Source organism: Klebsiella sp. 10982, from assembly GCF_048589245.1.
GTDB lineage: Bacteria > Pseudomonadota > Gammaproteobacteria > Enterobacterales > Enterobacteriaceae > Klebsiella > Klebsiella quasivariicola.
In genome coordinates, this window is the sequence record NZ_JBMAXV010000023.1 from 64,744 (window position 1) to 88,687 (window position 23,944).

At 57.9% G+C, this 23,944-nt stretch carries 24 protein-coding genes; 17 read left to right on the plus strand and 7 right to left on the minus strand.

What is annotated here, in order from left to right; genetic code table 11:
* The first annotated feature begins 35 nt into the window (after positions 1 to 35).
* Entirely contained in the window at positions 36 to 1,340 is a 1,305-nt protein-coding gene (locus ACKLKD_RS17325; RefSeq protein WP_008805997.1) for an NAD(P)/FAD-dependent oxidoreductase, read from the plus strand.
* A gap of 194 nt (positions 1,341 to 1,534) precedes the next feature.
* On the plus strand, positions 1,535 to 2,074 hold the full coding sequence (locus ACKLKD_RS17330) for a glycine zipper 2TM domain-containing protein (RefSeq protein ID WP_002900781.1): 540 nt from the start codon (positions 1,535 to 1,537) through the stop codon (positions 2,072 to 2,074).
* Positions 2,075 to 2,131: 57 nt separating this feature from the next.
* Here the strand turns inward: ACKLKD_RS17330 and ACKLKD_RS17335 are convergent, their stop codons facing one another.
* On the minus strand, positions 2,132 to 4,321 hold the full coding sequence (locus ACKLKD_RS17335) for a TonB-dependent siderophore receptor (protein WP_087805426.1): 2,190 nt from the start codon (positions 4,319 to 4,321) through the stop codon (positions 2,132 to 2,134).
* Between the two features lie 69 nt (positions 4,322 to 4,390).
* On the opposite strand from ACKLKD_RS17335, the gene ACKLKD_RS17340 reads away from it, so the two are divergent.
* Positions 4,391 to 4,513, plus strand: coding sequence for a hypothetical protein (locus ACKLKD_RS17340; RefSeq protein ID WP_042929333.1), 123 nt, complete (start codon positions 4,391 to 4,393; stop codon positions 4,511 to 4,513).
* Positions 4,514 to 4,565: 52 nt separating this feature from the next.
* Here the strand turns inward: ACKLKD_RS17340 and ACKLKD_RS17345 are convergent, their stop codons facing one another.
* Together ACKLKD_RS17345 and ACKLKD_RS17350 are read right to left on the minus strand one after the other, a co-directional pair.
* Entirely contained in the window at positions 4,566 to 5,201 is a 636-nt protein-coding gene (locus ACKLKD_RS17345; protein ID WP_080897951.1) for a TetR/AcrR family transcriptional regulator, read from the minus strand.
* Positions 5,198 to 5,317, minus strand: a complete 120-nt coding sequence (locus ACKLKD_RS17350) for a hypothetical protein (protein ID WP_165931813.1) — start codon at positions 5,315 to 5,317, stop codon at positions 5,198 to 5,200. Before ACKLKD_RS17350 ends, ACKLKD_RS17345 begins: the two co-directional genes overlap by 4 nt.
* A 133-nt stretch (positions 5,318 to 5,450) precedes the next feature.
* On the opposite strand from ACKLKD_RS17350, the gene bhsA reads away from it, so the two are divergent.
* Positions 5,451 to 5,708 (plus strand): multiple stress resistance protein BhsA, encoded by a 258-nt coding sequence (gene bhsA / locus ACKLKD_RS17355; RefSeq protein ID WP_002900788.1) that lies wholly within the window; start codon positions 5,451 to 5,453, stop codon positions 5,706 to 5,708.
* A gap of 128 nt (positions 5,709 to 5,836) precedes the next feature.
* On the opposite strand, the gene ldtC is transcribed toward bhsA, so the two are convergent.
* Entirely contained in the window at positions 5,837 to 6,796 is a 960-nt protein-coding gene (ldtC, locus tag ACKLKD_RS17360) for a L,D-transpeptidase LdtC (RefSeq protein WP_080924855.1), read from the minus strand.
* A gap of 163 nt (positions 6,797 to 6,959) precedes the next feature.
* The gene (mfd, locus tag ACKLKD_RS17365) at positions 6,960 to 10,406 is read right to left on the minus strand and encodes a transcription-repair coupling factor (protein ID WP_087805428.1); all 3,447 of its coding nucleotides are present in this window, start codon (positions 10,404 to 10,406) and stop codon (positions 6,960 to 6,962) included.
* A 39-nt stretch (positions 10,407 to 10,445) separates the two neighbouring features.
* On the opposite strand from mfd, the gene ACKLKD_RS17370 reads away from it, so the two are divergent.
* From ACKLKD_RS17370 to ACKLKD_RS17400, 7 genes are all read left to right on the plus strand, one after another.
* The gene (locus ACKLKD_RS17370; protein WP_165931812.1) at positions 10,446 to 10,577 is read left to right on the plus strand and encodes a hypothetical protein; all 132 of its coding nucleotides are present in this window, start codon (positions 10,446 to 10,448) and stop codon (positions 10,575 to 10,577) included.
* A 133-nt stretch (positions 10,578 to 10,710) separates the two neighbouring features.
* Positions 10,711 to 11,910, plus strand: a complete 1,200-nt coding sequence (gene lolC, locus ACKLKD_RS17375; protein WP_042929337.1) for a lipoprotein-releasing ABC transporter permease subunit LolC — start codon at positions 10,711 to 10,713, stop codon at positions 11,908 to 11,910.
* The gene (gene lolD / locus ACKLKD_RS17380; RefSeq protein ID WP_002900798.1) at positions 11,903 to 12,604 is read left to right on the plus strand and encodes a lipoprotein-releasing ABC transporter ATP-binding protein LolD; all 702 of its coding nucleotides are present in this window, start codon (positions 11,903 to 11,905) and stop codon (positions 12,602 to 12,604) included. The genes lolC and lolD overlap by 8 nt, the downstream gene beginning before the upstream one ends.
* A complete protein-coding gene (lolE, locus tag ACKLKD_RS17385) occupies positions 12,604 to 13,848 on the plus strand; it encodes a lipoprotein-releasing ABC transporter permease subunit LolE (RefSeq protein ID WP_008806005.1) in 1,245 nt (414 codons plus the stop codon). Before lolD ends, lolE begins: the two co-directional genes overlap by 1 nt.
* Positions 13,849 to 13,896: 48 nt before the next feature.
* Complete coding sequence (nagK, locus tag ACKLKD_RS17390; RefSeq protein WP_025712374.1) at positions 13,897 to 14,808, plus strand: N-acetylglucosamine kinase; 912 nt, start codon at positions 13,897 to 13,899, stop codon at positions 14,806 to 14,808.
* 14 nt (positions 14,809 to 14,822) lie between these two features.
* Complete coding sequence (gene cobB / locus ACKLKD_RS17395; RefSeq protein ID WP_080897947.1) at positions 14,823 to 15,653, plus strand: Sir2 family NAD+-dependent deacetylase; 831 nt, start codon at positions 14,823 to 14,825, stop codon at positions 15,651 to 15,653.
* A gap of 90 nt (positions 15,654 to 15,743) precedes the next feature.
* Positions 15,744 to 16,088: a hypothetical protein gene (locus ACKLKD_RS17400; RefSeq protein ID WP_080897946.1), complete on the plus strand. Its 345-nt coding sequence runs from the start codon at positions 15,744 to 15,746 to the stop codon at positions 16,086 to 16,088.
* Between the two features lie 24 nt (positions 16,089 to 16,112).
* Here ACKLKD_RS17400 and ACKLKD_RS17405 read toward each other — a convergent pair whose 3' ends face one another.
* Both ACKLKD_RS17405 and ACKLKD_RS17410 read right to left on the minus strand, forming a co-directional pair.
* Positions 16,113 to 17,075, minus strand: a complete 963-nt coding sequence (locus ACKLKD_RS17405) for a sugar-binding transcriptional regulator (protein WP_004204597.1) — start codon at positions 17,073 to 17,075, stop codon at positions 16,113 to 16,115.
* Between the two features lie 35 nt (positions 17,076 to 17,110).
* Positions 17,111 to 17,905, minus strand: coding sequence for a triose-phosphate isomerase (locus tag ACKLKD_RS17410; protein WP_087805430.1), 795 nt, complete (start codon positions 17,903 to 17,905; stop codon positions 17,111 to 17,113).
* A 243-nt stretch (positions 17,906 to 18,148) separates the two neighbouring features.
* Between ACKLKD_RS17410 and pdxA the strand changes: the two genes are divergently transcribed.
* The 6 genes from pdxA (at position 18,149) to tal (ending at position 23,866) form a co-directional block, all read left to right on the plus strand.
* The gene (pdxA, locus tag ACKLKD_RS17415; RefSeq protein ID WP_008806010.1) at positions 18,149 to 19,156 is read left to right on the plus strand and encodes a 4-hydroxythreonine-4-phosphate dehydrogenase PdxA; all 1,008 of its coding nucleotides are present in this window, start codon (positions 18,149 to 18,151) and stop codon (positions 19,154 to 19,156) included.
* Positions 19,157 to 19,191: 35 nt separating this feature from the next.
* Positions 19,192 to 20,910, plus strand: a complete 1,719-nt coding sequence (locus ACKLKD_RS17420; RefSeq protein WP_080924860.1) for a four-carbon acid sugar kinase family protein — start codon at positions 19,192 to 19,194, stop codon at positions 20,908 to 20,910.
* Positions 20,911 to 21,002: 92 nt separating this feature from the next.
* Complete coding sequence (locus ACKLKD_RS17425) at positions 21,003 to 22,022, plus strand: 2-keto-3-deoxygluconate permease (RefSeq protein WP_025712370.1); 1,020 nt, start codon at positions 21,003 to 21,005, stop codon at positions 22,020 to 22,022.
* Between the two features lies 1 nt (position 22,023).
* Positions 22,024 to 22,398: a PTS glucitol/sorbitol transporter subunit IIA gene (locus ACKLKD_RS17430; RefSeq protein ID WP_023297368.1), complete on the plus strand. Its 375-nt coding sequence runs from the start codon at positions 22,024 to 22,026 to the stop codon at positions 22,396 to 22,398.
* 28 nt (positions 22,399 to 22,426) lie between these two features.
* A complete protein-coding gene (rpiB, locus tag ACKLKD_RS17435; RefSeq protein WP_025712368.1) occupies positions 22,427 to 22,885 on the plus strand; it encodes a ribose 5-phosphate isomerase B in 459 nt (152 codons plus the stop codon).
* Between the two features lie 30 nt (positions 22,886 to 22,915).
* Positions 22,916 to 23,866: a transaldolase gene (tal, locus tag ACKLKD_RS17440; protein WP_060656446.1), complete on the plus strand. Its 951-nt coding sequence runs from the start codon at positions 22,916 to 22,918 to the stop codon at positions 23,864 to 23,866.
* Positions 23,867 to 23,944 lie beyond the last annotated feature (78 nt).

Below are 23,944 nucleotides of genomic sequence, written 5' to 3' on the forward strand. Positions count from 1 at the left end.
TATTTAACAATTGGTTAATAATTTTAGGGGTACACATGACTACGCCATTGAAAAAAATCGTAATTGTGGGTGGTGGCGCTGGCGGACTGGAACTGGCCACTCAGCTGGGGAAAAAGTTAGGGCGCCATAAAAAAGCGAAAATCACCCTGGTGGACCGTAACCACAGCCATCTGTGGAAGCCGCTGCTACATGAAGTGGCGACCGGTTCTCTGGATGAAGGTGTTGATGCGCTGAGCTACCTGGCCCATGCCCGCAACCACGGTTTCCAGTTTCAGCTGGGGTCAGTCGTCGATATCAACCGCGAAGGGAAGACCATTACCCTCGGCGAGCTGCGCAATGAAAAAGGCGAGCTGCTGGTGGCTGAGCGTAAACTGCCATACGACACGCTGGTGATGGCGCTGGGCAGTACCTCGAATGACTTCAACACCCCTGGGGTGAAAGAGAACTGCATTTTCCTCGACAACCCGCATCAGGCGCGTCGTTTCCATCAGGAAATGCTCAACCTGTTCCTCAAATACTCCGCCAACCTCGGCGCCAACGGTAAAGTGAACATCGCCATCGTCGGCGGCGGCGCCACCGGCGTGGAGCTCTCTGCTGAACTGCATAATGCGGTGAAACAGCTGCACAGCTACGGCTACAAAGGGCTGACTAACGAGGCGCTGAACGTCACGCTGGTCGAAGCGGGCGAGCGTATTCTGCCGGCGCTGCCGCCGCGCATTTCCGGGGCGGCGCATAATGAGCTGACCAAGCTGGGCGTACGGGTGCTGACGCAGACCATGGTCACCAGCGCGGATGCAGGCGGTCTGCATACCAAAGATGGCGAATATATTGAAGCGGATCTGATGGTCTGGGCGGCCGGGATCAAAGCGCCAGATTTCATGAAAGAGATCGGCGGCCTGGAAACCAACCGTATCAATCAGCTGGTAGTCGAGCCGACGCTGCAGACCACCCGCGATGCGGATATTTTTGCCATCGGCGACTGCGCCTCCTGCGCGCGTCCGGAAGGCGGGTTTGTTCCTCCGCGTGCCCAGGCGGCGCACCAGATGGCCACCTGCGCGCTGAATAACATCCTGGCGCAGATGAAAGGCAAACCGCTGAAGGCGTACACCTATAAAGACCATGGCTCGCTGGTGTCGCTGTCCAATTACTCCACTGTCGGCAGCCTGATGGGTAACCTGATGCGCGGCTCGATGATGGTGGAAGGGCGCATTGCGCGCTTCGTGTACATTTCCCTGTACCGTATGCACCAGATTGCCCTGCACGGTTACTTCAAGACCGGCCTGATGATGCTGGTCGGACGCATCAACCGCATCATTCGCCCGCGCCTGAAGCTGCACTAATCCCTGTCTCTACCCGGAGCGCGCCTTGACGGCGCCTCCGGGCTCACCTGCTGAAACCTGCGGCGATCCCGCTCGGAATCCTCTGAATCCCCTTGATTTGCAGCGAATTCTCGCACTTTTCATCCACTATCTGATTTGCGCCCTCCCGGCTCCGGTTGCAAAATTGTATCAACAGCAACAAAGGAGGATCTCCCGTGAATAAATCTATGTTGGCGGGTATAGGGATAGGCGTGGCTGCCGCGCTGGGCGTTGCAGCTGTCGCTGGTCTCAACGTGTTAGATCGTGGCCCGCAGTATGCGCAAGTGGTCTCCAGTACACCGATTAAAGAAACCGTGAAAACGCCGCGGCAGGAATGCCGCAATGTCACGGTGACCCATCGTCGTCCGGTACAGGATGAAAACCGCATCGCTGGCTCCGTGCTGGGCGCGGTGGCGGGCGGGGTGATTGGCCACCAGTTTGGCGGCGGTCACGGACGCAGCGTGGCGACTGTCGTGGGTGCGCTGGGCGGCGGCTATGCCGGTAACCAGATCCAGGGCGCGATGCAGGACAACGATACTTACACCACCACCCAGCAGCGCTGTAAAACGGTGTATGACAAATCCGATAAAATGCTGGGCTATGATGTGACCTATAAGATAGGCGATCAGCAGGGGAAAATCCGCATGGATCACGATCCTGGCAGCCAGATCCCGCTGGACAACAACGGCCAGCTGGTCCTGAACAACAAAATCTAAAAACAGATTTGTGTAGTGATTAGCCCCTCAATCGCTCAGGCTGAGGGGCTTTTTTTATCAGAAAGTTAACGCGTAGTTCAGACCGAAGGTACGGCCACGGCCTTTGTATTCGTACAGCGATGAACTGCCGTAGGTCGGGCTGTAGAGCAGCGGCGCGCGCTGGCCCCAGATGGTGACATAGTCTTCATTAAGCAGGTTTTCGATACTGAAGGTCAGTTTCCCCACCGGCAGCGCGTAACTGCCAATAAAATCAACGGTGTTATAGCCTTCCAGCTTGTTACCGGCGGCGTCGCTGAGGTCAAACACCTGCTGGCTCTGCACGCGCAGGCTCCACGGATCCGGCGCCCAACCCACCCAGGCGGTGGCTTTGGACGGCGAGGCGAGGGTAACGTCCCATTTTTGCCAGCGGCCATCGGTCTGCACCTGGGATTTCAGCACGTTGAAGTTGCCGCCGACGCTCCAGTCGCTGTCCGGAATAAAGTAATCGACCGCCCCCTCAACGCCGTAAATACGCCGTTTGTCGGACTGAACGTCAATGGTCATGTCGGTGCGGTTGACGACGATGGTCTTATCTGAAGTCGAGTAATACGCCGCCAGCTGGGTACGCAGACTATCGCCGGTATAGCGCCAGCCCAGCTCATACGAGTTAACTTTGATCCCCTGCAGCGGCGAGTCATCGACGTTGACGCTGGAGATCAGCGGCAGATGGCCATTGACCGCCGCGCCGTATTTACCGATGCCGTAGTATTTGCCGGGATCCGGCAGCTCGACGCCCTGGGAGAAGTTAAACCAGGTCTGCTGACGTTCGGTCAGGTGGGCCACGATCCCGGCGTTAAACAGGAAGTTATCGTAATCGGTTTTGCCGCCTTTGATAGCGTCGGCGGAGCGCGCTTTGCCGTTGGCGATATCCTGTTGCTGGGCGTAGCCGACAAAGTCGTCAACCCGATTTTCGGTCCACTGGTATCGTACCCCGCCGCTGACGGTAAAGATCTCGTTCAGATCGTAGCTGGACTGCAGGAACGGCGCGACGTTGGAGATGCTGTATCCCGGATAGCGGCCGGTGGTGTAGATCGATTCGTTGTGCAGCCCGCCGGACGCCAGCGATTGCTGCAGATCGAAGAACATCTGGTTGGCATTGAAGGTCTCATGATCGGCGTCGAGACCCCAGGTGAGATCCCATCCCGTCAGCGGCTGGCTGTTGAGGGTCAGCTTTGCCCCATACTGATCGGTGTCCTGCTGCGACGAGGAGAAGCTGCTGACCTGACCTTTGCTGAGCGTCGGGAATGGATAGAAGGTGAGGGACTCATCGCGATAGTACACCTGGCTCACCAGATTCTGGCCGAAGAAATCGGCATCGGAGTACTGGAGGCTGATCAGATGGCGCTCGGTGCCGGGGATACGATCGGAATTGAGCCCATCGGTGGTGTACGCTTTGCCGCCGCTGGTGACCGCGGACATATTTTTCCCGAGCCACAGGCCATAGTCATCATCGCCCTGGCTTTTATAGTACTGGGTGACCAGCTGCAGCTGGCGGTTGTCGTCGATCTCGATCGTTCCCGTCCCCATGACGTCCAGACGATCAGAGTGCTGGAGCCCCGTTTGGGTATTATCGAGGATCAGCGCATCATTATTACCATCGTACCAGCCGCCAAAACGCTGATAGGCCACCGATAAGCGCCCGGATGCGTGGTCTGTCCCGCCGCTGACGGCCGCCGCGACGCGCTCATCATGATCGTTGCTGTTGGCAAAACCGCTCTTGCTGCCCACCTCGAGATCGACCTGGCGATCCTGCTGCCCTTTTTTGGTGACGATGTTGATAAGCCCGCCGGTACTGCCGCCGCCGTACAGCGAGGTGGCCCCGGAGATCACTTCGATATGTTCGATGTTGAACGGATCGATGGCGTCGAGCTGGCGGCTGTCGGTGCGTGAGGAATTGAGCCGGACGCCGTCGATCAGCACCACGATGGCGCGTCCGCGCATGTTCATCCCGTAGTTGGTGCGCCCCTGGCTGCTGACGTCGATGCCGGGGATCAGCTGCGCCAGCACGTCTTTGAACTCTTTTCCGCCCTGGACCTGCTGCTCAATCTCCTGGCCCTCGATGACCCAGGTGGTTTGGGCCATTTCGGCCACGGTGCGATGGGTGCGGTTTGCGCTAACGATAATGCTGTCTTCATCAGACTGAGCCGCCAGCGCGGGCAGCGTGCTGACCAGCAGCAGAGGGTGGAGCACCCAGAGGCGCTTTTTCATATCCATTCCTTTTATGAGCGAGTTGCTTTGTCGTTGTTATAGGCCGATGTCTGGCCGGCGTTAGTTACAATGCGAAACATCTTGAAAAACTCAAAAAAGGATTTTGCACATAATGAATATCGCAATCAATATCATTTGCGTTTATCTTGCGCGAGAAAAGGTAATAAAAATCAATCTATTTTGTGGGGATAACGTGAGAGGGAGAGCGGATCCGGCGGCAGAATACCGCCGGAAGCGGGGCGCATCAGGGCTCGAGAACCTGCGGCCAGAGACGGAGAGTGGTGTCGGTGATTTGCATCAGCTTGTCGAAATCCGCGCCTTCCCGCGCGCTAATCGACATCCCCTGCAGGACACAGTTAAGAAACTGCGCCAGCTGCGCGACATCGCGGCCCGCGGGCAGTTCGCCTTGCGCCTGCCGCTGCTGCAGAAACTGGGTTAGCGCCTGCTCCTGCATCGCATGGCGGGATTTGATGGTATTGGCGATATCCGTCGAGGAGGCGGCCAGGGCGGCGGAGGTATTAATGATAAAGCAGCCGGCCGGCGTGTCTTTGCTGGTGAAGCAGGTAGCGACGGCCGTGAAGTATTCCCGCAGCGCCCGATCGACGGATTTCCCTTCGGCATACAGCACGGCTTCGTGCTTCGCGGCAAAGCGCGAAATATAACGATCCAACACTGCGCGGAATAGTCCTTCTTTATTCACAAATTCCGCATACAGGGTGGGGGCTTTTGCTCCTGTCGCCTCGACCAGATCGGCGAGCGAGGTCGCCTCATAGCCGTGCTGCCAGAAGAGTGTCATGGCTTTGTCCAGCGCCGCATCCCTGTCGAACACCTTCGGTCGGCCACGGCTTTTTTTGGCGCAACTTTGAACGTCAGTTGTCATGATGCCGTTGTACCTATGTTGGTTTGGTGAAAGGCCATTATAAAAATAAACGATCCCCGGAGCCAGCGCTGTGGGTTTAAAAATAAATAATTCATATGCGTATGAAGTTTAAGCATTTTATAAATAGTTAAACGATCGTTATAAAAATGCGTTGACGTGTGATGTGGATCACATTATGATTTACCTATCGATCGTTAAGTTAATGCTTGCGACCCTACTATAAAATTCATCTGCACAGGTATAACAATCATGAAAACCGTTAACACTCTGGCTATTGCCGCCGTTCTTAGCTCTCTCTCTTTCGCCAGCTTTGCCGCTGTAGAAGTGCAGTCCACCCCTGCCGGGCAGCATAAAGTAGGCACCATTTCTGCCTCTGCCGGGACTAACCTGGGCTCGCTGGAAGATCAGCTGGCGCAGAAAGCGGATGAGATGGGCGCCACCTCATATCGTATTACTTCGGTAACCGGTCCGAATACCCTTCACGGTACTGCTGTTATCTATAAGTAAGCCCGAAACGTCGTTGTCCGGCCCCCTTCACCGGTCAGCGATGAGTAAGACCCTGTTGTACCCCTGTTTGACCCTTGCCAACAAAAAACCCGCCATCAGGCGGGTTTTTTGCTTTCTGCTGCGTGAGCTTACAGCGACTGCGGGCCGGGCGCGGCATGACGAGTGACGTCAATGGGCATACCGGAGCGGTAATTCATTGCGCGCTCCATCACCATGCTGTCGGTCTGCGGCGCCTGTTTGAACGCGGTCATGGCCGCGTTAAGCGTAATGGGCAGGGTCTGCGGGTCGTCATCAATATGCTCTGACAGCGGCTGGTGAACCTCGACCAGACGGCGGCCATCCGGCTCCTCCGACACTTTGATCGGCGTGTTGATAATATTCACCTTAGTGCCCGGTGAGATGGTGTTGTACAGCGCCTTAATATCGTTGTCGCGCAGACGAATGCAGCCGGAGCTGACGCGCATGCCAATGCCGAAATCGGCATTGGTGCCGTGCAGGAGATAGACTCCGCCATAGGCGGCGAGGCGGATGGCGTGATGGCCCATCGGGTTGTCAGGACCGGCAGGCACCACCGCCGGCAGCTCAATCCCCATCGCCTTGTAGCGGGCGCGAATGTTGGCGGTTGGCGTCCAGGTCGGATTGGCCCGCTTGTCGGACACGGTCGTGACCATCGTCGGCGTGATGGTGGTTCCGCCCAACTGGCCGATGCCGATCGGGTAGACGGTCACTTCATTCTTACCCGGCGGGTAATAGTAGAGGCGCAGTTCGGCGAGGTTAATCACCAGCCCTTCGCGCGGCGCATCGGGCAGCAGCGTCTGCAGGGGGATGGTCAGCACGCTGCCGGCGCGCGGAACATAAGGGTCCACCCCGGGATTGGCCTGCAGCAGGGCCAGAAAGCCGACATTGTACTTTTTGGCAATCGCCTCCAGCGAACCGCCGTTATCCTGCACCACATGGAACTGGTTCTGACCCACCAGCCGGCTGCCCGGCGGGGGAAGGGGCCAGGTATTAGCGCGCGCGGGGAGGGCCAGCGCGGCGACCAGCGCGATCAGCGTCAGCCAGAGCGTCACGGGGAAACGGTTTTTCATTACCATAACTCCAAAATATATAACTGGTTATTTTTATACGAAAAGCAAATGAGATTATGGCGTGAGTCTGTGTGGGGAAATCCAGGTGGATTGCAAAATGTTTGTAAAGATTGCCAGGTATGTAGGAAGAGAGATACGGCCAGAGGGCCGTATCTCCCGTCAATCAGGCGACGGCGTTCTCTTCCAGCTGACGCATAAACTGACGAACCCAGTCCATCCGCGTCTTACGTTCTTCCAGATCCTGCATGAATTTCAGGCGCGTCGGCCCGTCAAGCCGGAAGTGCTGCGGCTGCTTCTGCAGCAGGCCGATCAACCACACCGGATTGACGTTGTTTTTCTCGTTAAATTCGATCACACCGCCTTTTTCGTTGCTTTCCAGCTTACGGATCCCCAGCTTCTGCGCCTGCTGACGCAGACGGGCGATATCCAGCAGATTGCGGGCGGCATCGGGCAGGCGGCCAAAACGGTCGATCAACTCGACTTTGATCTCCTCCAGATCCTGTTCGTTTTTGGCGCTGGCAATGCGCTTATAGAATGACAGTCGCGTATTGACGTCGGGGATGAAATCGTCAGGCAGCAGGGAAGGCATGCGCAGTTCAACCTCCGTCTGCTGGCTGGTGAGATCCTCCAGCGACGGCTCGCGACCGGCTTTCAGCGCATCCACCGCGTTTTCCAGCAGCTCCATATACAGAGAGAAACCGATGGTTTCCATCTGGCCGCTCTGATCTTCGCCAAGCAGTTCACCGGCGCCGCGAATCTCCAGATCGTGGGTCGCCAGCGCAAAGCCGGCGCCGAGATCTTCCAGCGAGGCAATGGCTTCAAGGCGCTTCTGCGCATCGGTAGTCATCGCTTTCGGATGCGGCGTCAGCAGCCAGGCATAGGCCTGGTGATGCGAACGGCCAACGCGGCCGCGCAGCTGGTGCAGCTGGGCGAGGCCAAAATGGTCGGCGCGTTCAATGATGATGGTGTTGGCGGTGGGAATGTCGATCCCAGTTTCGATGATAGTGGTGCACACCAGCACATTGAAGCGCTGGTGATGGAAGTCATTCATCACCCGCTCCAGTTCGCGCTCCCGCATCTGACCGTGACCGATGGCGATCCGCGCCTCAGGCACCAGCTCCGCCAGCTTGTCGGCGGCTTTCTGGATGTTCTTAACGTCATTAAACAGATAGTAGACCTGGCCTCCGCGCAGCGTTTCGCGCAGGATCGCCTCGCGCACCACCAGGGCGTCATATTCGCGAACAAAGGTCTTCACCGCCAGGCGGCGCGCCGGCGGCGTGGCGATGATCGACAGATCGCGCATCCCGCTCATCGCCATGTTCAGCGTTCGCGGGATCGGTGTGGCGGTGAGGGTCAGGATATCGACATCGGCGCGCATCGCTTTGATGCGCTCTTTGTGACGAACGCCAAACCGGTGCTCTTCGTCGACGATCAGCAGCCCGAGGTCGCGCAGCTTCACTTCGCTCTGCAACAGCTTGTGCGTGCCGATTAAGATATCGATTTTGCCTTCCGCAGCCTGCTCAAGGATCTGCGCCTGCTCTTTAGCGCTGCGGAAACGGGAGAGCATTTCGATGCGTACTGGCCAGTTGGCGAAACGATCGCGGAAGTTGTCATAGTGCTGCTGAGCCAGCAGGGTGGTCGGCACCAGCACCGCCACCTGCTTGTGGTTCTCCACGGCGAGGAAGGCGGCGCGCATGGCCACTTCGGTCTTGCCGAAGCCCACATCGCCGCACACCAGGCGGTCCATGGCCAGCGGCTGGCACATATCGCTGAGGACGGCGTTAATCGCCTGCGCCTGGTCCGGCGTGGTTTCAAACGGGAAGCCGTCGCAGAACAGCTGATATTGTTCGCGGTCATGCTTAAAGGCAAAGCCGGCTTTCGCCGCGCGCTGGGCGTAGATATCCAGCAGCTCGGCCGCCACGTCGCGTACTTTCTCAGCCGCTTTTTGTCGCGCCCGGGTCCAGGCATCGCCGCCCAGCTTGTGCAGCGGCGCGTTCTCTTCCGCTCCGCCGGCGTAGCGGCTGATAAGATGCAGGGACGATACCGGAACGTACAATTTGGCATCGTTGGCGTAGGTCAACATCAGGTATTCGCCGGTGATGCCGCCGGCTTCCAGGGTAGTCATGCCCGCGTAGCGGCCCACGCCGTGTTCCAGGTGAACGACCGGCTGGCCGATATGCAGTTCGGCGAGGTTGCGAATCAGAGTGTCAGGGTTGATGGTGCGACGGGAATCCTGACGACGGCGCGCCACCCGCTCGCCGAGCAGGTCGCTCTCGCAAATCAGCGCCAGATCGCGCTGGCTGTCGATAAACCCGTGCTCGGCGGCGCCAATCATCAGATAGCGGCCGCTGCCGGTGGCTTCCTCCAGCCGCCGCACGTGTTTTGGCGCAACTTTGATCCGCGCCAGCATTTCGCTCAGCGCTTCACGGCGACCCTCGCTTTCCACCGAGAAGATCACCGGGCCGGTAAACGCTTCGAGGAAGCGACGCAGATTATCCAGCGGCGCTTTGTTTTGTGCCTGCACCGCGAGGTCCGGCAGCGTCTGGTAGCCCAGATTGGTATTCGCCGCTTTGTCCGCCAGACGCTCGGTTTTCAGCTGCACGCGCGGCCATTTTTTCAGTTCGCTGAACAGCTCATCGCTGCGTAGCCACAGCAGCTCAGGCGGCAGGAGCGGGCGCATCGGGTCGACGCCGCGGTTTTCAAAACGGGCCCGGGCTTCATTCTGGAATCGCTCCGCGCTGGCTTCCAGATCGCCAGTGTTGACGATCAGCGTGCTGGCCGGGAAATAGCTAAATAACGGCGGCAGCGGCTCGCTGAAGAACAGCGGCTGCCAGTATTCGATACCGGCAGGTAGCGTTCCTTTACTGACCTGCTGATAGATATGTTCGGCATCGCGCTTCACCTCAAAGCGATCGCGCCACTGGCTGCGGAACAGCTCGATGGCGGTCTGGTCGGTGGGAAATTCGTGTGCCGGCAGCAGGTTAATGGCCGCCACTTCCTCCAGCGTACGCTGGCTGTCGACGTCGAACAGGCGCAGGCTGTCGATTTCATCGTCAAAGAAATCGAGGCGGTAGGGCTGATCGCTGCCCATCGGGAACAGGTCGAGCAGCGCGCCGCGAGTGGCATATTCGCCGTGCTCCATCACCTGATCGACATGGCGGTAGCCGGCGCCCTCCAGCTGAGCGCGCAGCGCATCGCGCGACAGGCGCTGGCCCTTTTTCATCACCAGCGCGTGGCCGTGAAGGAAACTGTGCGGACAGACGCGCTGCATCAGGGTGCTGACCGGGACGATCAGCACGCCGCGCTGCATAGTGGGTAACTGGTAAAGGGTGGCAAGACGGGAGGAGATGATGTCCTGATGCGGCGAGAAGCTGTCGTAAGGGAGCGTTTCCCAGTCCGCCAGCCCCATCACCATGCTGTCGGTAAACTGCCTGATTTCGTCGTTCAGACGCAGCGCGTTTTGCATGTCAGGCGCCACCAGCACCACCGGGCCGTTGTGGCGTTCGGCCATCTCCGCCACCAGGGTGGCGCAGGCTGCGCCGGTCAACTCGCCAAGCTGGCGCTGATCGCCGGCTTTGACCGGCAATGAGTATCGATATTGTTCAGGCATAGACGGTTTCATGATCTCTTGGGGATTCGCTCTGCCGATATGGAGGGCAACTCGCTGATATTCAATAGTGAGATTATCCGCGATTGGCCTGGATTCGCCAACCCGAATTGCCATCAGGTTTTGGGTGAAGAAAGGTCAGCGCGGTTGATAAGCGTAAAGATAAATAAGTAAGTACTTATCTATCCGTTTGTATTTGCTTGGTTTTTAGGATTATTGCTAATAAAGTCGTCAGGTATCAGTCATTTACGCTGCCCCTAATCGCTTATATACTCGGGCATCGGCTATCAGCAACCAGATGGATGACATGTACCAACCTGCCGCACTCTTTATCGGCCTGCGCTATATGCGCGGGCGCGCAGCCGACCGCTTCGGTCGTTTCGTCTCCTGGCTCTCAACTATCGGTATTACGCTTGGCGTAATGGCGCTGGTGACGGTCCTGTCGGTGATGAACGGCTTTGAACGCGAGCTGCAAAACAACATCCTGGGGCTGATGCCGCAGGCCATTCTTAGCGCTAAACAAGGCTCGGTGAACCCTCAGCAACTGCCGGAGCGCGAGGCGAAACTCCAGGGCGTGACCCGCGTAGCGCCGATCACCACCGGCGACGTGGTGCTGCAGAGCGCGCGCAGCGTGGCGGTTGGGGTGATGCTGGGCATTGATCCGGCGCAGAACGATCCCCTGACTCCGTACCTGGTGAACGTCAAACAGAGCGATCTGCAGGCGGGCAAATATAACGTTATTCTCGGTGAGCAGCTGGCGGGCCAGCTGGGGGTTAATCGCGGCGATAAAATCCGCGTGATGGTTCCTTCCGCCAGTCAGTTTACGCCGATGGGCCGCGTGCCGAGCCAGCGTCTGTTCACGGTCATCGGCACCTTCGCCGCCAACAGCGAAGTCGATGGCTATCAGATGCTGACCAATATCGACGACGCCTCCCGTCTGATGCGCTACCCGCTGGGCAATATCACCGGCTGGCGCCTGTGGCTGGATAAACCGCTGCAGGTCGACACCCTGAGCCAGCAGACGCTGCCGCCAGGTACCCAGTGGCAGGACTGGCGCGAGCGCAAGGGCGAACTGTTCCAGGCTGTGCGCATGGAGAAAAACATGATGGGCCTGCTGCTGAGCCTGATCGTCGCCGTCGCGGCCTTCAACATTATTACCTCGCTGGGGATGATGGTGATGGAGAAGCAGGGCGAAGTGGCGATCCTGCAGACTCAGGGGCTGACGCCGCGGCAGATTATGGCCGTCTTTATGGTGCAGGGTGCCAGCGCCGGGATCGTCGGCGCGCTGCTGGGAGCGGTGCTTGGCGCCCTGCTGGCCAGCCAGCTGAATAATTTAATGCCGATCATCGGCGCCTTCCTTGACGGCGCGGCGCTGCCGGTGGCTATTGAGCCGCTGCAGGTCATTGTTATCGCCCTGGTGGCGATGGTGCTGGCCCTGTTGTCTACGTTGTACCCTTCCTGGCGCGCTGCCGCCACCCAACCCGCTGAGGCTTTACGTTATGAATAAGATCCTGCTGCAATGCGACAACCTGTGCAAACGCTATCAGGAAGGCAATGTGCAAACCGATGTCCTGCACAATGTCAGCTTCAGCATTGGCGAAGGCGAGATGATGGCCATTGTCGGCACCTCCGGCTCCGGTAAAAGTACGCTGCTGCATCTGCTCGGCGGCCTGGATACGCCCACCTCTGGCGATGTGATTTTCTCCGGCCAGCCGATGAGTAAGCTCTCCACCGCCGCGCGCGCCGACCTGCGTAACCGCGAGCTGGGCTTTATCTATCAGTTCCACCATCTGCTGCCGGACTTTAGCGCGCTGGAAAACGTGGCGATGCCGCTGCTGATTGGCAAAAAGAAGCCGGCGGACATTGAACGCCAGGCGAAAGCGATGCTGCAGGCGGTCGGGCTTGAACACCGCAGCCATCACCGTCCGTCGGAGCTCTCCGGCGGCGAACGCCAGCGGGTGGCGATTGCCCGCGCGCTGGTGAATAAACCGCGGCTGGTGCTGGCGGATGAACCGACCGGTAACCTTGATGCCCGCAACGCCGACAGCATCTTCCAGCTGCTGGGCGAACTGAACGTCGCGCAGCGCACCGCGTTTCTGGTGGTGACCCACGACCTGCAGCTGGCGAAGCGCATGAGCCGCCAGCTGGAGATGCGCGATGGCCGCCTGACCGCCGACCTGACCCTGATGGGGGCCGAGTAATGGCGTCTCCGTTATCGTTACTGATTGCATTGCGTTTCAGCCGCGGACGGCGGCGCGGCGGCATGGTGTCGCTGATCTCGGTGATCTCCACCATCGGCATTGCGCTGGGAGTGGCGGTGCTGATCGTCGGCCTCAGCGCGATGAACGGCTTTGAGCGCGAGCTGAACAACCGCGTGCTGGCGGTGGTGCCGCACGGTGAAATCGAACCCGTGAATCAGCCGTGGAATAACTGGCAGGAAGCGCTGGCGAAGGTGCAGAAGGTGAAGGGAATTGTCGCGGCAGCGCCCTATATTAACTTCACCGGCCTGGTGGAGAGCGGCAGTAATATGCGCGCCATCCAGGTGAAAGGCGTCGACCCGCAGCAGGAAACCCGGCTCAGCGCGCTGCCTACCTTCGTTCAGAACAACGCGTGGGCCGGCTTCAAGGCTGGCGAACAGCAGGTGATTCTGGGGAAAGGGGTCGCCGATGCGCTGCACGTGAAGCAGGGGGACTGGGTGTCGATCATGATCCCTAACGCCGACGCCGACCATCAGCTGCTGCAGCCAAAACGCGTCAGGCTGCATGTGACCGGAATTTTACAGCTGAGCGGCCAGCTCGATCATAGTTTTGCCATGATCCCAATGCAGGATGCGCAGCAGTATCTGGAGATGGGCGGCAGCGTGACCGGCATCGCCATCAAGGTCACCGACGTTTTTCACGCGAACAAGCTGGTGCGCGACGCCGGCGAGGTGACCAACAGCTACGTCTACATCAAGAGCTGGATCGGCACCTATGGCTATATGTATCGCGACATCCAGATGATCCGCGCCATTATGTACCTGGCGATGGTGCTGGTGATCGGCGTGGCCTGTTTTAACATCGTCTCGACGCTGGTGATGGCGGTCAAAGACAAAAGCGGTGATATTGCGGTGCTGCGCACGCTTGGCGCAAAAGACGGCTTAATTCGCGCGATTTTCGTGTGGTATGGTTTATTAGCCGGATCGGTAGGCAGCCTGTTCGGGGTGGTGATCGGCGTGATCTGCGCGTTGAATCTGACGTCAATCATTAACGGCATCGAATACCTGATTGGGCATAAATTCCTCTCCGGCGACATCTATTTTATTGACTTCCTGCCGTCAGAACTGCACTGGCTGGACGTCTTTTATGTGCTGGTGACGGCACTGTTGCTGAGTTTGCTGGCCAGCTGGTATCCCGCCCGCCGCGCCAGCCGTATCGACCCGGCGAGGGTGCTGAGTGGCCAGTAATTTATCGTCATCGTCGGCTTTGCTGACGACACAAGAGGAATTGCTGAAATGTATTATGGATTTGACATTGGCGGCAGCAAGATAGCGCTGGGCGTATTTAATCAGGAGCGGCGGCTGCAGTGGGAAAAACGCGTCGCCACGCCGAAAAGCAGTTATGAGGATTTTCTCCAGGCGGTAGAGGCGCTGGTGCGCGAGGCCGATGAGCGCTTCGACCAGCAGGGGTCGGTCGGGATCGGTATTCCGGGGATGCCGGAAACCGCAGACGGCACGCTGTATGCCGCTAACGTGCCAGCCGCCAGCGGCCGGCCGCTGCGCGCCGACCTCAGCGCGCGGCTGGGGCGCGAGGTGCGCCTCGATAATGACGCCAACTGTTTCGCGCTGTCAGAAGCGTGGGACGATGAGTTTACGCAATACCCGCTGGTGATGGGGCTGATCCTCGGCACCGGCGTGGGCGGCGGCCTGGTGTTGAACGGTAAATCGATTACCGGACATAGCTATATCACCGGCGAGTTTGGTCATATTCGTCTGCCGGTCGATGCCCTGGAGGTGGTCGGGCGCGATTTTCCGCTGCTGCGCTGCGGCTGTGGCCAGCTGGGCTGCATTGAAAATTATCTCTCCGGTCGCGGTTTCGCCTGGCTGTACGAACATTTTTATCAGCAATCGCTCTCCTCACCGGAGATTGTGGCGCAGTGGCAGCAGCACGATCCGCACGCCCAGGCGCACGTTGAGCGCTATCTCGATCTGCTGGCGGTGTGTCTGGGGAATATACTGACCATTGTCGACCCGGATTTGCTGGTGCTCGGCGGTGGATTATCTAACTTTACGGCCATTAGCGAAGGGCTGGCACAGCGATTGCCGCGCCATCTTCTGCCGGTCGCCAGGGTACCGCGCATTGAGCGCGCGCGCCACGGCGATGCCGGGGGAATGCGCGGTGCGGCTTTCCTTCATCTGACCCATTAACCACAGAGGTAGCTATGCAGTCGCGCCGTTTACATCGATTGAGCCGTTTTCGTCGCAATAAACGTCGGTTGCGTGACCGTCTGCGTCAGCGGATTTTCTTTAGGGAGGACAGGATGAAACCTGAAGCGATGGCAAAACCGAGAGTGGTGGTGTTAACCGGCGCGGGCATCTCGGCAGAGTCGGGGATCAAAACCTTCCGCGCGGCCGATGGCCTGTGGGAAGAGCATCGGGTAGAAGATGTGGCGACGCCGGAAGGCTTCGCCCGCGATCCGGCGCTGGTGCAGGCGTTCTACAACGCCCGTCGTCGCCAGCTGCAGAGCCCGGAGATCGCGCCGAACGCGGCGCATCTGGCGCTGGCGCGTCTGGAGGATCTGCTGGGCGACCATTTTCTGCTGGTCACCCAGAATATTGATAATCTGCACGAGCGCGCCGGCAACCGCCGGGTGATCCATATGCACGGCGAACTGCTGAAGGTGCGCTGTTCGTGGAGCGGCCAGGTGCTGGAGTGGACCGGCGACGTCACCGCTGAGGACAAATGCCACTGCTGCCAGTTCCCGGCGGCGCTGCGTCCGCACGTGGTCTGGTTTGGCGAGATGCCGCTGGGGATGGATGAGATCTACAGCGCGCTGGCCGACGCGGATATTTTTATCGCCATCGGCACCTCCGGCCATGTCTATCCGGCGGCCGGCTTTGTGCACGAGGCGCGGCTGCACGGCGCCCATACCGTTGAGCTGAACCTGGAACCCAGCCAGGTGGGCAGCGAGTTTGCCGAAAAGCACTACGGGCTGGCAAGCGAAGTGGTGCCCGCCTTTATCGATAAGCTGTTGCAGGAAAATGCGCAGTAAACGGCAGCAGCCTGCCGGTAGCCAGGGCGTAGCCCAGCGCCGCCGGCCGCGCTGCTGACAAGGATGATACGTCATGACAGGAGTCAGACCATGCATAATCCGCTGGTTATCGAAGCGATCATGTTGATCGCGGCCATTATCGTCGGCGTCTGGAGCCAGCGCGCTTTACCGTTACACGCCGATAGCCGGCCGATCCTCTTCCTGCTGTGTCTGTTCGTCGGCACTGGCAGCGCATTGTGCCTGCTGCTGGATATCTTAGCCCTGCTGTGCATCGGTCAGGTCGCGACAGGGGGTGTGCGGATATACGGCCCCATGCTGCTGCTGGTGGTACTGTGGAAACCTCTCAACGGGATCGTCGGCATCATTGAAGATTTTATGCAGCGGCGAGCCGAAAAAGGGAAGGGCAAAGGCCAGCGCGACGGCGGTCGACGCTGAGCCGCCGCCTGCGCCGTGGCTTATCTATAGCGCCTTTTGCATATTAATGACCGAACGGGCGTTCGAGGCGCTGGTAGCCAGCACATCGATAACCCCGGTGCGTAATGCTCCCAGGATCGCCGTCGCTTTCGTGCTTTCCGAGGCGATAGCGATCACGCAGGGAATGGCCCGCAGCTGTTCGAGACTTAAGCCAATGACCCGGTCATTCATCACCGTATCGACGGGTTTGCCCTGAATATTGAAAAAGCTGTATCCCGCCAGATCGCCCACCACCCCCTGCTCCTGACGCGCGGTGGCAATTTCCTGCGGCGTAAACCAGCCGAGCTGGACCATAAAGCTGTTTTCATTCATATCGCCGAGGCCAATGATCGCCACGTCAGCTTTGCTGGCCTGTTCGAGCGTGGCCTTAATCAGGCGGTTTTGCATAAAGGCGGCGCGCAGCTCCGGGGTTTCCACATAGGCCGGGGCGTAAAGCGTTTCGCTGAAGCCGTTAAATTTGCGCGCCAGGTTCCGGCTGATGTGGTCGGCGTCAATCAGCTGATTGTCGCGCTTGGTTCCGCCGATGCCGCAGATAAAGCGGCAGTGGCGCTCCGGAAATACGCCGACGTGATTCGCCACCGCGGCCACATTGCGCCCCTGACCAACGGTGACGGTCATATCGTTTTTTAACACGCCAGCCAGATAGTTACTGACCAGGGCCGCCACCTGCTGGCGCTGCTCATCTTCATCATGGTGATCCAGGGCAATCAGCGCGCGCTTAATGCCAAAGTGCGAAATAAACTGCTGCTCAATCTGGGAGCTGAAGACCGGATGGTATTTGACGCTGATCTCAACAATCCCTTCCTGACGCGCTTTTTTCAGCAGGCGCCCGACTTTGATACGTGAAATGCCAAATCGCCTGGCAATCTCTTCCTGCGTTTGTTCCTGGTCGTAATAAGCCACCGCAATTTCAGTGAGCAGGGCGTAATCTGAGTCTTGTTCAATCATGGCCTGGCATTTCCATCTCTGATGTCCCTTTTATATTACTGCGCCTGTGAAATAAATTCCTGTGTAACGCGTTGAACAATGTCGCAATATCCTTGCGCGTCCCAGGCCGCGCGGCCGATAAACAACCCATTGATCTCCTGCTGGCGCAGCAGTTCCACCGCATTTTGCAGCGTAACGCTGCCGCCATACAGCAGGGGGATACGGGTTCCCGTCTCGTGACCAAACAGCTCGCAGAGCGCCTGGCGCAACGCCTGATGAATAACGCCCGCCTCCTGCGGCGAGGCGGGGGTGCCGTGTTCGCCAATGGCCCATACTGGTTCATAAGCAATCAGGGTCTGCAGCGCCTGCTGGTGGCTCAGGCCGTACAGGGCGATTTTCATCTGCCGCACCACGCTCTCCCGCGACACCTGCCAGCGTTTCTCCTCGGCGCTATCGCCAATACAGATCAGCGGGCGCAGGCCATGACCTAAGGCGCTGTGCACTTTTCGATTAATCGCGGCATCGCTTTCATTGAAGGCGGCGCGTCGTTCTGAATGTCCCAGCTCAACAAGCGTGGCGCCGGTTTCTGCCAACATGGCCGCTGAGATTTCCCCGGTCCAGGCGCCCTGATCCGCTTCATGCATATTTTGCGCGCCGGTCAGAAGCGGTAACTGATGCGTTTGCAGAAAATGGCTGACGGGTTGGATCGCGGTGAAGGGGGGAATGACGAAGGGCTGAATAGCGGGGTGACAGCCCTCAGGCATCCGCGCTGCCAGCGTTTCGCACCAGGCCATGGCCTGCGACAGCGGCTTATTCATTTTCCAGCTGGTTCCTAACCATATCGGGGTCATCGTTGCTTCTCCTGTTAATAAAATCAAACGCTTGCCAAATGTGGGTGCCATACCCTGTATTGAGGTTGAACTTTTTATCACGTAGTGAACATATGTTAGATCACATTTTTCGATAAAAAAAATCTATGAATTTTTTTATGTGATCTCCATCACCAATGAAGCGTTATTCATCAGGTAATGTTTTGTGCATATGATTTAGCAATGAACATATGATCAATCAACTGAGACAATGAGAGGCGCATGATGTCAGCAGAGAAAAAACCCGTTGTGGCGATTACCATCGGCGATCCGGCAGGGATCGGCCCCGAGATCACCGTGGCCACCATGATGGACAAAAGCGTGTATGACGAGTGCAAACCGTTCCTGATCGGCTCGGTACCGATTATCTCCCGGGCAATGAAAATCATGGGCTGCGATTTTGCTATCCATAAAATTGCCCATCCGCAGGAGGCCCGTTTCAGCTGGGGGACGCTGGATGTTCTGGAAACCGGCGACTACGATTGCGACAGCATCGAATGGGGCAAGGTGCAGAAGCTGGCGGGGCAAATGTCGCTGGACTATGTGATGAAGTCGATCGAGCTGGGCAAAGCGGGACTGATCGACGTGGTCTCGACTGCACCAATTCATAAGGAAGCCATCAAGCTGGCAGGATGTAAGCTCCCGGGCCATACCGAAATCTATCAGGTGGAAACCCAATCTGATTATGGTCTGACCATGTTCCACGTCCACAACCTGCGCGTCTTCTTCGTGAGTCGTCATATGGCGCTAAAAGCAGCCTGTGACTATGCCAACAAAGCGCGGGTGCTGGCCTGCGTTCAGCAGATCCACCATGAATTTACCGCCCTGAACATCAACAATCCGCGCATTGCCGTGGCCGCGCTGAACCCGCATGGTTCCGACAACGGTCTGTTTGGTCACGAAGAGGCTGACAATCTGATCCCGGCAGTGAAAGCCGCTCAGGAGATGGGGATCAACGCTATCGGGCCGGTTCCGGCCGATTCCGTGTTCCATCTCGGCAAACAGGGGCGCTACGACGCCATTCTCTCGCTGTATCACGATCAGGGGCATATCGCCTGCAAAACCCTCGACTTTGAACGGTCGATCACCATTACCTTCGGTCTGCCGTTTATGCGCAGCTCCGTTGACCATGGAACGGCGTTTGATATTGCCGGTACCGGTAAGGCAGGTACCGTCAGTATGCTGGAGTCGACGCTGGTGGCGGCCCGTTACTGGAAAATGAAGCATCAATAATCGCTGAGGTTCATGCGAATCACGAGGACAGAGAAATGGAAAAACATCTGTTGATTAGCAAGGGCTGTAAGGGCTGGGGCGGGCCACTGACTATCACGCTGGGTCAGGGGAAAAAGATTGCGTACATCACCGGGGGCATCCGCCCTCCGGTCGTTGACCGCCTGAGCGAACTGACCGGCTGGCCCTCCATTGATGTATTCAAAAATGGCGAACCGCCGGCGGAAGAGATTGGTTTAATGGTCATCGACTGCGGCGGCACGTTGCGCTGCGGACTCTATCCGAAGCGGGGAATTCCCACCATTAACCTGCACCCCACCGGTAAAAGCGGCCCGCTGGCGGAATTTATACTCGAAGGGATCTACGTCTCCGGGGTAACGCCTGCCTGTATTGAGATGGTCTGGCCGCAAGGGGAGGGCGGAAAGCTTGGGATCGTGGCTGACGATCTGACCGGGGCGACCACCGTCGGGGTGCTGCTGGCGCGCAGCGGTTTAAAAACCGCCGCGTTTTTCGATACCGAATCCTTCGCCCGCAATGAGGTAGAGTATCCGGCGATGGTGGTCAGCAGCGACAGCCGCCCATTGCCGAAAGCGGAGGCCCAGCACAAAGTGAGCGCTGCGGTGAAACAGCTGCAGGCTCGCGGCGCGCACTACTTCACCAAGCGGATTGATACCACGCTGCGCGGCGGCATCGGATTTGAAATCGATGCCATGCTGGAACAACTGCCGCAGGAGACGGTGGCGGTTGTGGTGCCGGCGATGCCGCAGTCACGGCGTATTCTCGTCGGCGGTTATTCGGTGATTGATTCGGTAGCCCTGTCGCGGACCGATGTGGCTCGCGATGTACGTACCCCGGTCACCGAGTCGTGGGTGCCGGGACTGTTGGCGGCGCAGACCCATCATCAGGTCGGGCATATCGCGCTGACGTCGGTGATGAAAGGCGAAGGGCAAATCCAGCAGGATTTACAGGAACAGCAGCAGCGCGGCGTGCGGGTGATAGTGGTCGATGCGATTACCGTCGACGATGTTGATGCCATCGCCGGGGCGGTCGTGGCCCTGAACTGGAACGTACTGGCCGTCGATCCGGGGCCCTTTACCGAACGGCTGGCGGTTCGTCGCGGTCTGATGCGCGAAGCGCGGAGCAGTGCGCCCGCGAGCCTGACAGCGGACAGCCAGCGCGGCTCGATTCTGATCGTCGCCGGCAGCGCAACGCCCGTAACCAAAAAGCAGCTCCAGTATTTAATCGCCAGGGATGCCCGGGTCTGCCATATCCCGGTGGATGCCGAGCTGTTGGTTGACCGGAAAAACGCCGCTGAAATTGAAGTCAATCGCGTGGTACAGCATGCCCGGCAGTGCGTTCCGGCGCAGCACAACGCGCTCTTTGTTTTTGAGTCCGCGTTGACCGGGCGGTTGCTGAACCTTCAGGAGGAGGAACAGAGATTTGCTCTGGCCCACGGTGAGGCTGCGCAAAATATTAACCAGGGGCTGGGCAGTATTGTGCGCGAGGTGCTTAACTGCGCCTCCGGTGAAATTAAAGGACTGTATATGACCGGCGGCGACACTATGGTTAATGTACTAAAAGAGCTGGGTGCCACCGGAATAGAAATGATTGATTATGTCATCCCACAAACCGATATGGTGCGAATTATTGGTGGCGATTATGCCGGCTTAATTTGTGTCGGAAAAGGAGGGTTAACCGGACCGGAGGATATTATTAGCACCATTGTTGATCGAATTTATCAAGAAGCACAGCAATAACCCAGTCATCTAATAACTAATAAACGACGTAATGGTCGTCAGGGTAGTATTGCGTCGTTATCTCTGTTAAATCTTAATTTAAGAGTCACCCTATGAATATTAATATACTTGAGAAAATGAATAAGGTGCCCGGTGGGCTAATCATTATTCCACTGCTGGTGGCAATATTGATTAATACCTTTGCTCCCCAGGTGCTCAGTATTGGCGGCCCGACCACCGCTTTATTTAAAGTCGGTTCCAGCGCCATGATGGGCATATTTTTGCTCATTTGCGGAACCTCGATCAATATCCGTCAGGCCGGGTTGCCGCTCTATAAAGGCGCGGTGCTGCTGTTTCTCAAATGTCTGGCCGGGGCCCTGGCGGTATGGGCCGCGGGAACGTTGTTTGGCCCGAGCGGATTTCTCGGGATATCGACCCTGGCGCTGATTGCCTGCCTGACCAGCTCGAACAGCTCCCTCTATATCGCATTGTGCAGCAACTATGGCGATGCCAGTGATGCCGGGGCGATCTCCGTGTTCTGCATCAAGGATGGTCCGTTTGTCACCATGATGGTGCTGGGCGTCAGCGGCCTGGCCAATATTCCCTTCGCCGCGCTGCTGTCGATGCTTATCCCGCTGCTGATTGGCATGCTGTGGGGCAATCTGGACGAACGTTTTAAACAGTTATGCGCCGCGGCGCAGCCGCTGGTGATCATTATTATGTCGTTCGCCATCGGCGCCAACTCCAGCATCAATACAGTGTTTACCGCCGGCCTGTCCGGGATCCTGTTGGGGATTATCTCCGCGCTCACCGGGATTGTGTTCTACTTTATCTACAACCTGTTTTTGAAGAAGAAAAGCGCGCTGGGCGCCGCGCTGGGAACCACCGCCGCCAGCTCAGCGCTGACGCCGGCGATGGTTGCCCAGGCGGATCCTTCGCTGGCGATGTACGTGGATGCTGCCACCGCGCAGCTGGCGACGGCGAGCATTATCACCATGATCACCGCGCCGATACTGGTCGCCTGGTTTGATAAACGGCTGAAAAAGCGGGCGCCAGCCGCTGAACCTTTGCAAGACGCGAAAAGTGAAGAGAGCGTGACATTATCTTCCCCTGCCGCCAAAGGACACAAATAGTATGAGCGTGCCGTTGTATTCATTACGAATTACCGCCGTCGGGGAATATGTTGAGTGCTCTCTGCGGGAGCAGCGGCTTATTTTATTCTCCGATGCCGTTCCCGACGATATTGCGAGTTATTGCGCCGTACACCAGGCCAGCGAACTGACCGCCGAGTTATCGCCCGGTCAGCGAATGAAATTAAATGATAAAAATTATCGGGTGACCGCGGTAGGCAGTGTGGCAACGGCAAATTTACGACAGCTTGGCCATATCACGCTAAATTTTGATGGCGCAGATATCGCTGAATTACCCGGGACGGTACACCTTTACGGCGAACCACCACAAATTATTCAGCCTGGCGATCAAATTTCGTTTTACCCGAATTGTCATTAAGACGTACTGTTAAATTAAGGAAATAACCATGAAAACAATCGCTATTGGTGCGGATGATGCCGCCTATGCTTTTCGCGATACTATCGTCGCTTATTTGAATGGGCTGGGAATTAACGTCGCGGATTACAGCAGCGATAAACGCCAGGGGAGTACCGTTTATCCGGATGTTGCCCATGCGGTGGCGATGTCGATTAAACAGGGCGAACACGATCGCGGCATCCTGATCTGCGGTACCGGCATTGGGATGAGTATTGTGGCCAATAAAGTCCCCGGGGTCCGCGCCGCCCAGTGTCACGATACCTTCTCTGCTGAGCGAGCGCGTAAAAGTAACAACGCGCAGATTATTACCCTCGGCGCGCGGGTGATTGGCACTGAGCTGGGCAAAAAAATTATTCAGGCATGGCTTGAGTCCGAATATGAAGGCGGCGGCTCCGCGCCCAAAGTGGAACGTATTGATTATTACGAACACCAGCATGCCAGAGATTAACCTCCGCAGTCGTAAGATAAGGAACAGATGATGAGCCAGTTAGACGAACTGAAAAAATACACCACGGTTGTTGCTGATACCGGCGATATTGAATCGATTAAAAAGTTTGCTCCACAGGATGCGACCACCAACCCTTCGCTGGTGCTGAAGGCCGCGCAGTTGCCGCAGTATCAGCCGCTGATTGCCGATGCGATTGGCAAGGCACGCCGCCAGGGGGGCAGCGCAGAAACGCAGTTGATTAACGCCTGCGATCAGGTGGCAGTGGATATCGGCAGCGAGGTGCTGCGCCATGTGCCCGGGCGTATCTCCACCGAAGTGGATGCCCGCTTTGCCTGGGATCGCGGAATGTGCGTCGCGAAGGCGCGCAAGCTTATCCAGTTATATGAAAAAAATGGCATTGGTCCCGAGCGGATTTTAATTAAGCTCGCCGCCACCTGGGAGGGCATTCGCGCTGCCGAAGAGCTGGAGCAGAGCGGTATAAACTGCAACCTGACGCTGCTGTTTTCTTTCGCTCAGGCCCGGGCGTGCGCCGAAGCGGGCGTCTTTCTCATCTCGCCCTTTGTGGGGCGCATCTACGACTGGTATCAGAAGCACCAGCCGCAGTCAGCCTATCAGGTGGACAGCGACCCGGGCGTGGTCTCCGTGCGCCAGATTTATCAGTATTACAAATCCCATGGCTATGACACGGTGGTAATGGGCGCCAGCTTCCGTCGTATTGAGCAGATCCAGGCGCTGGCGGGCTGCGATCGCCTGACCATCTCTCCGGCGCTGCTGGACGAGCTGGCGGCCAGCGAAGGCGCGCTGACCCGTCAGCTGGCTCCCGGCTGCGTGACGGAAACCCGTCCCAGCCCGATGACACAGGCGGAGTTTCTCTGGCAGCATCATCAGGATCCTATGGCAGTGGAAAAACTGGCGGAAGGGATCCGCCTGTTTGCTGTCGATCAGGTGAAACTGGAACAACAGATTCAGCAGATGCTGTAGGCCGCAGGGGAAACAGACCGATGAAGACGACAAATACCACTCGCCGCCAGTGCGCCAATGCGCTGCGCGCCCTGCGCC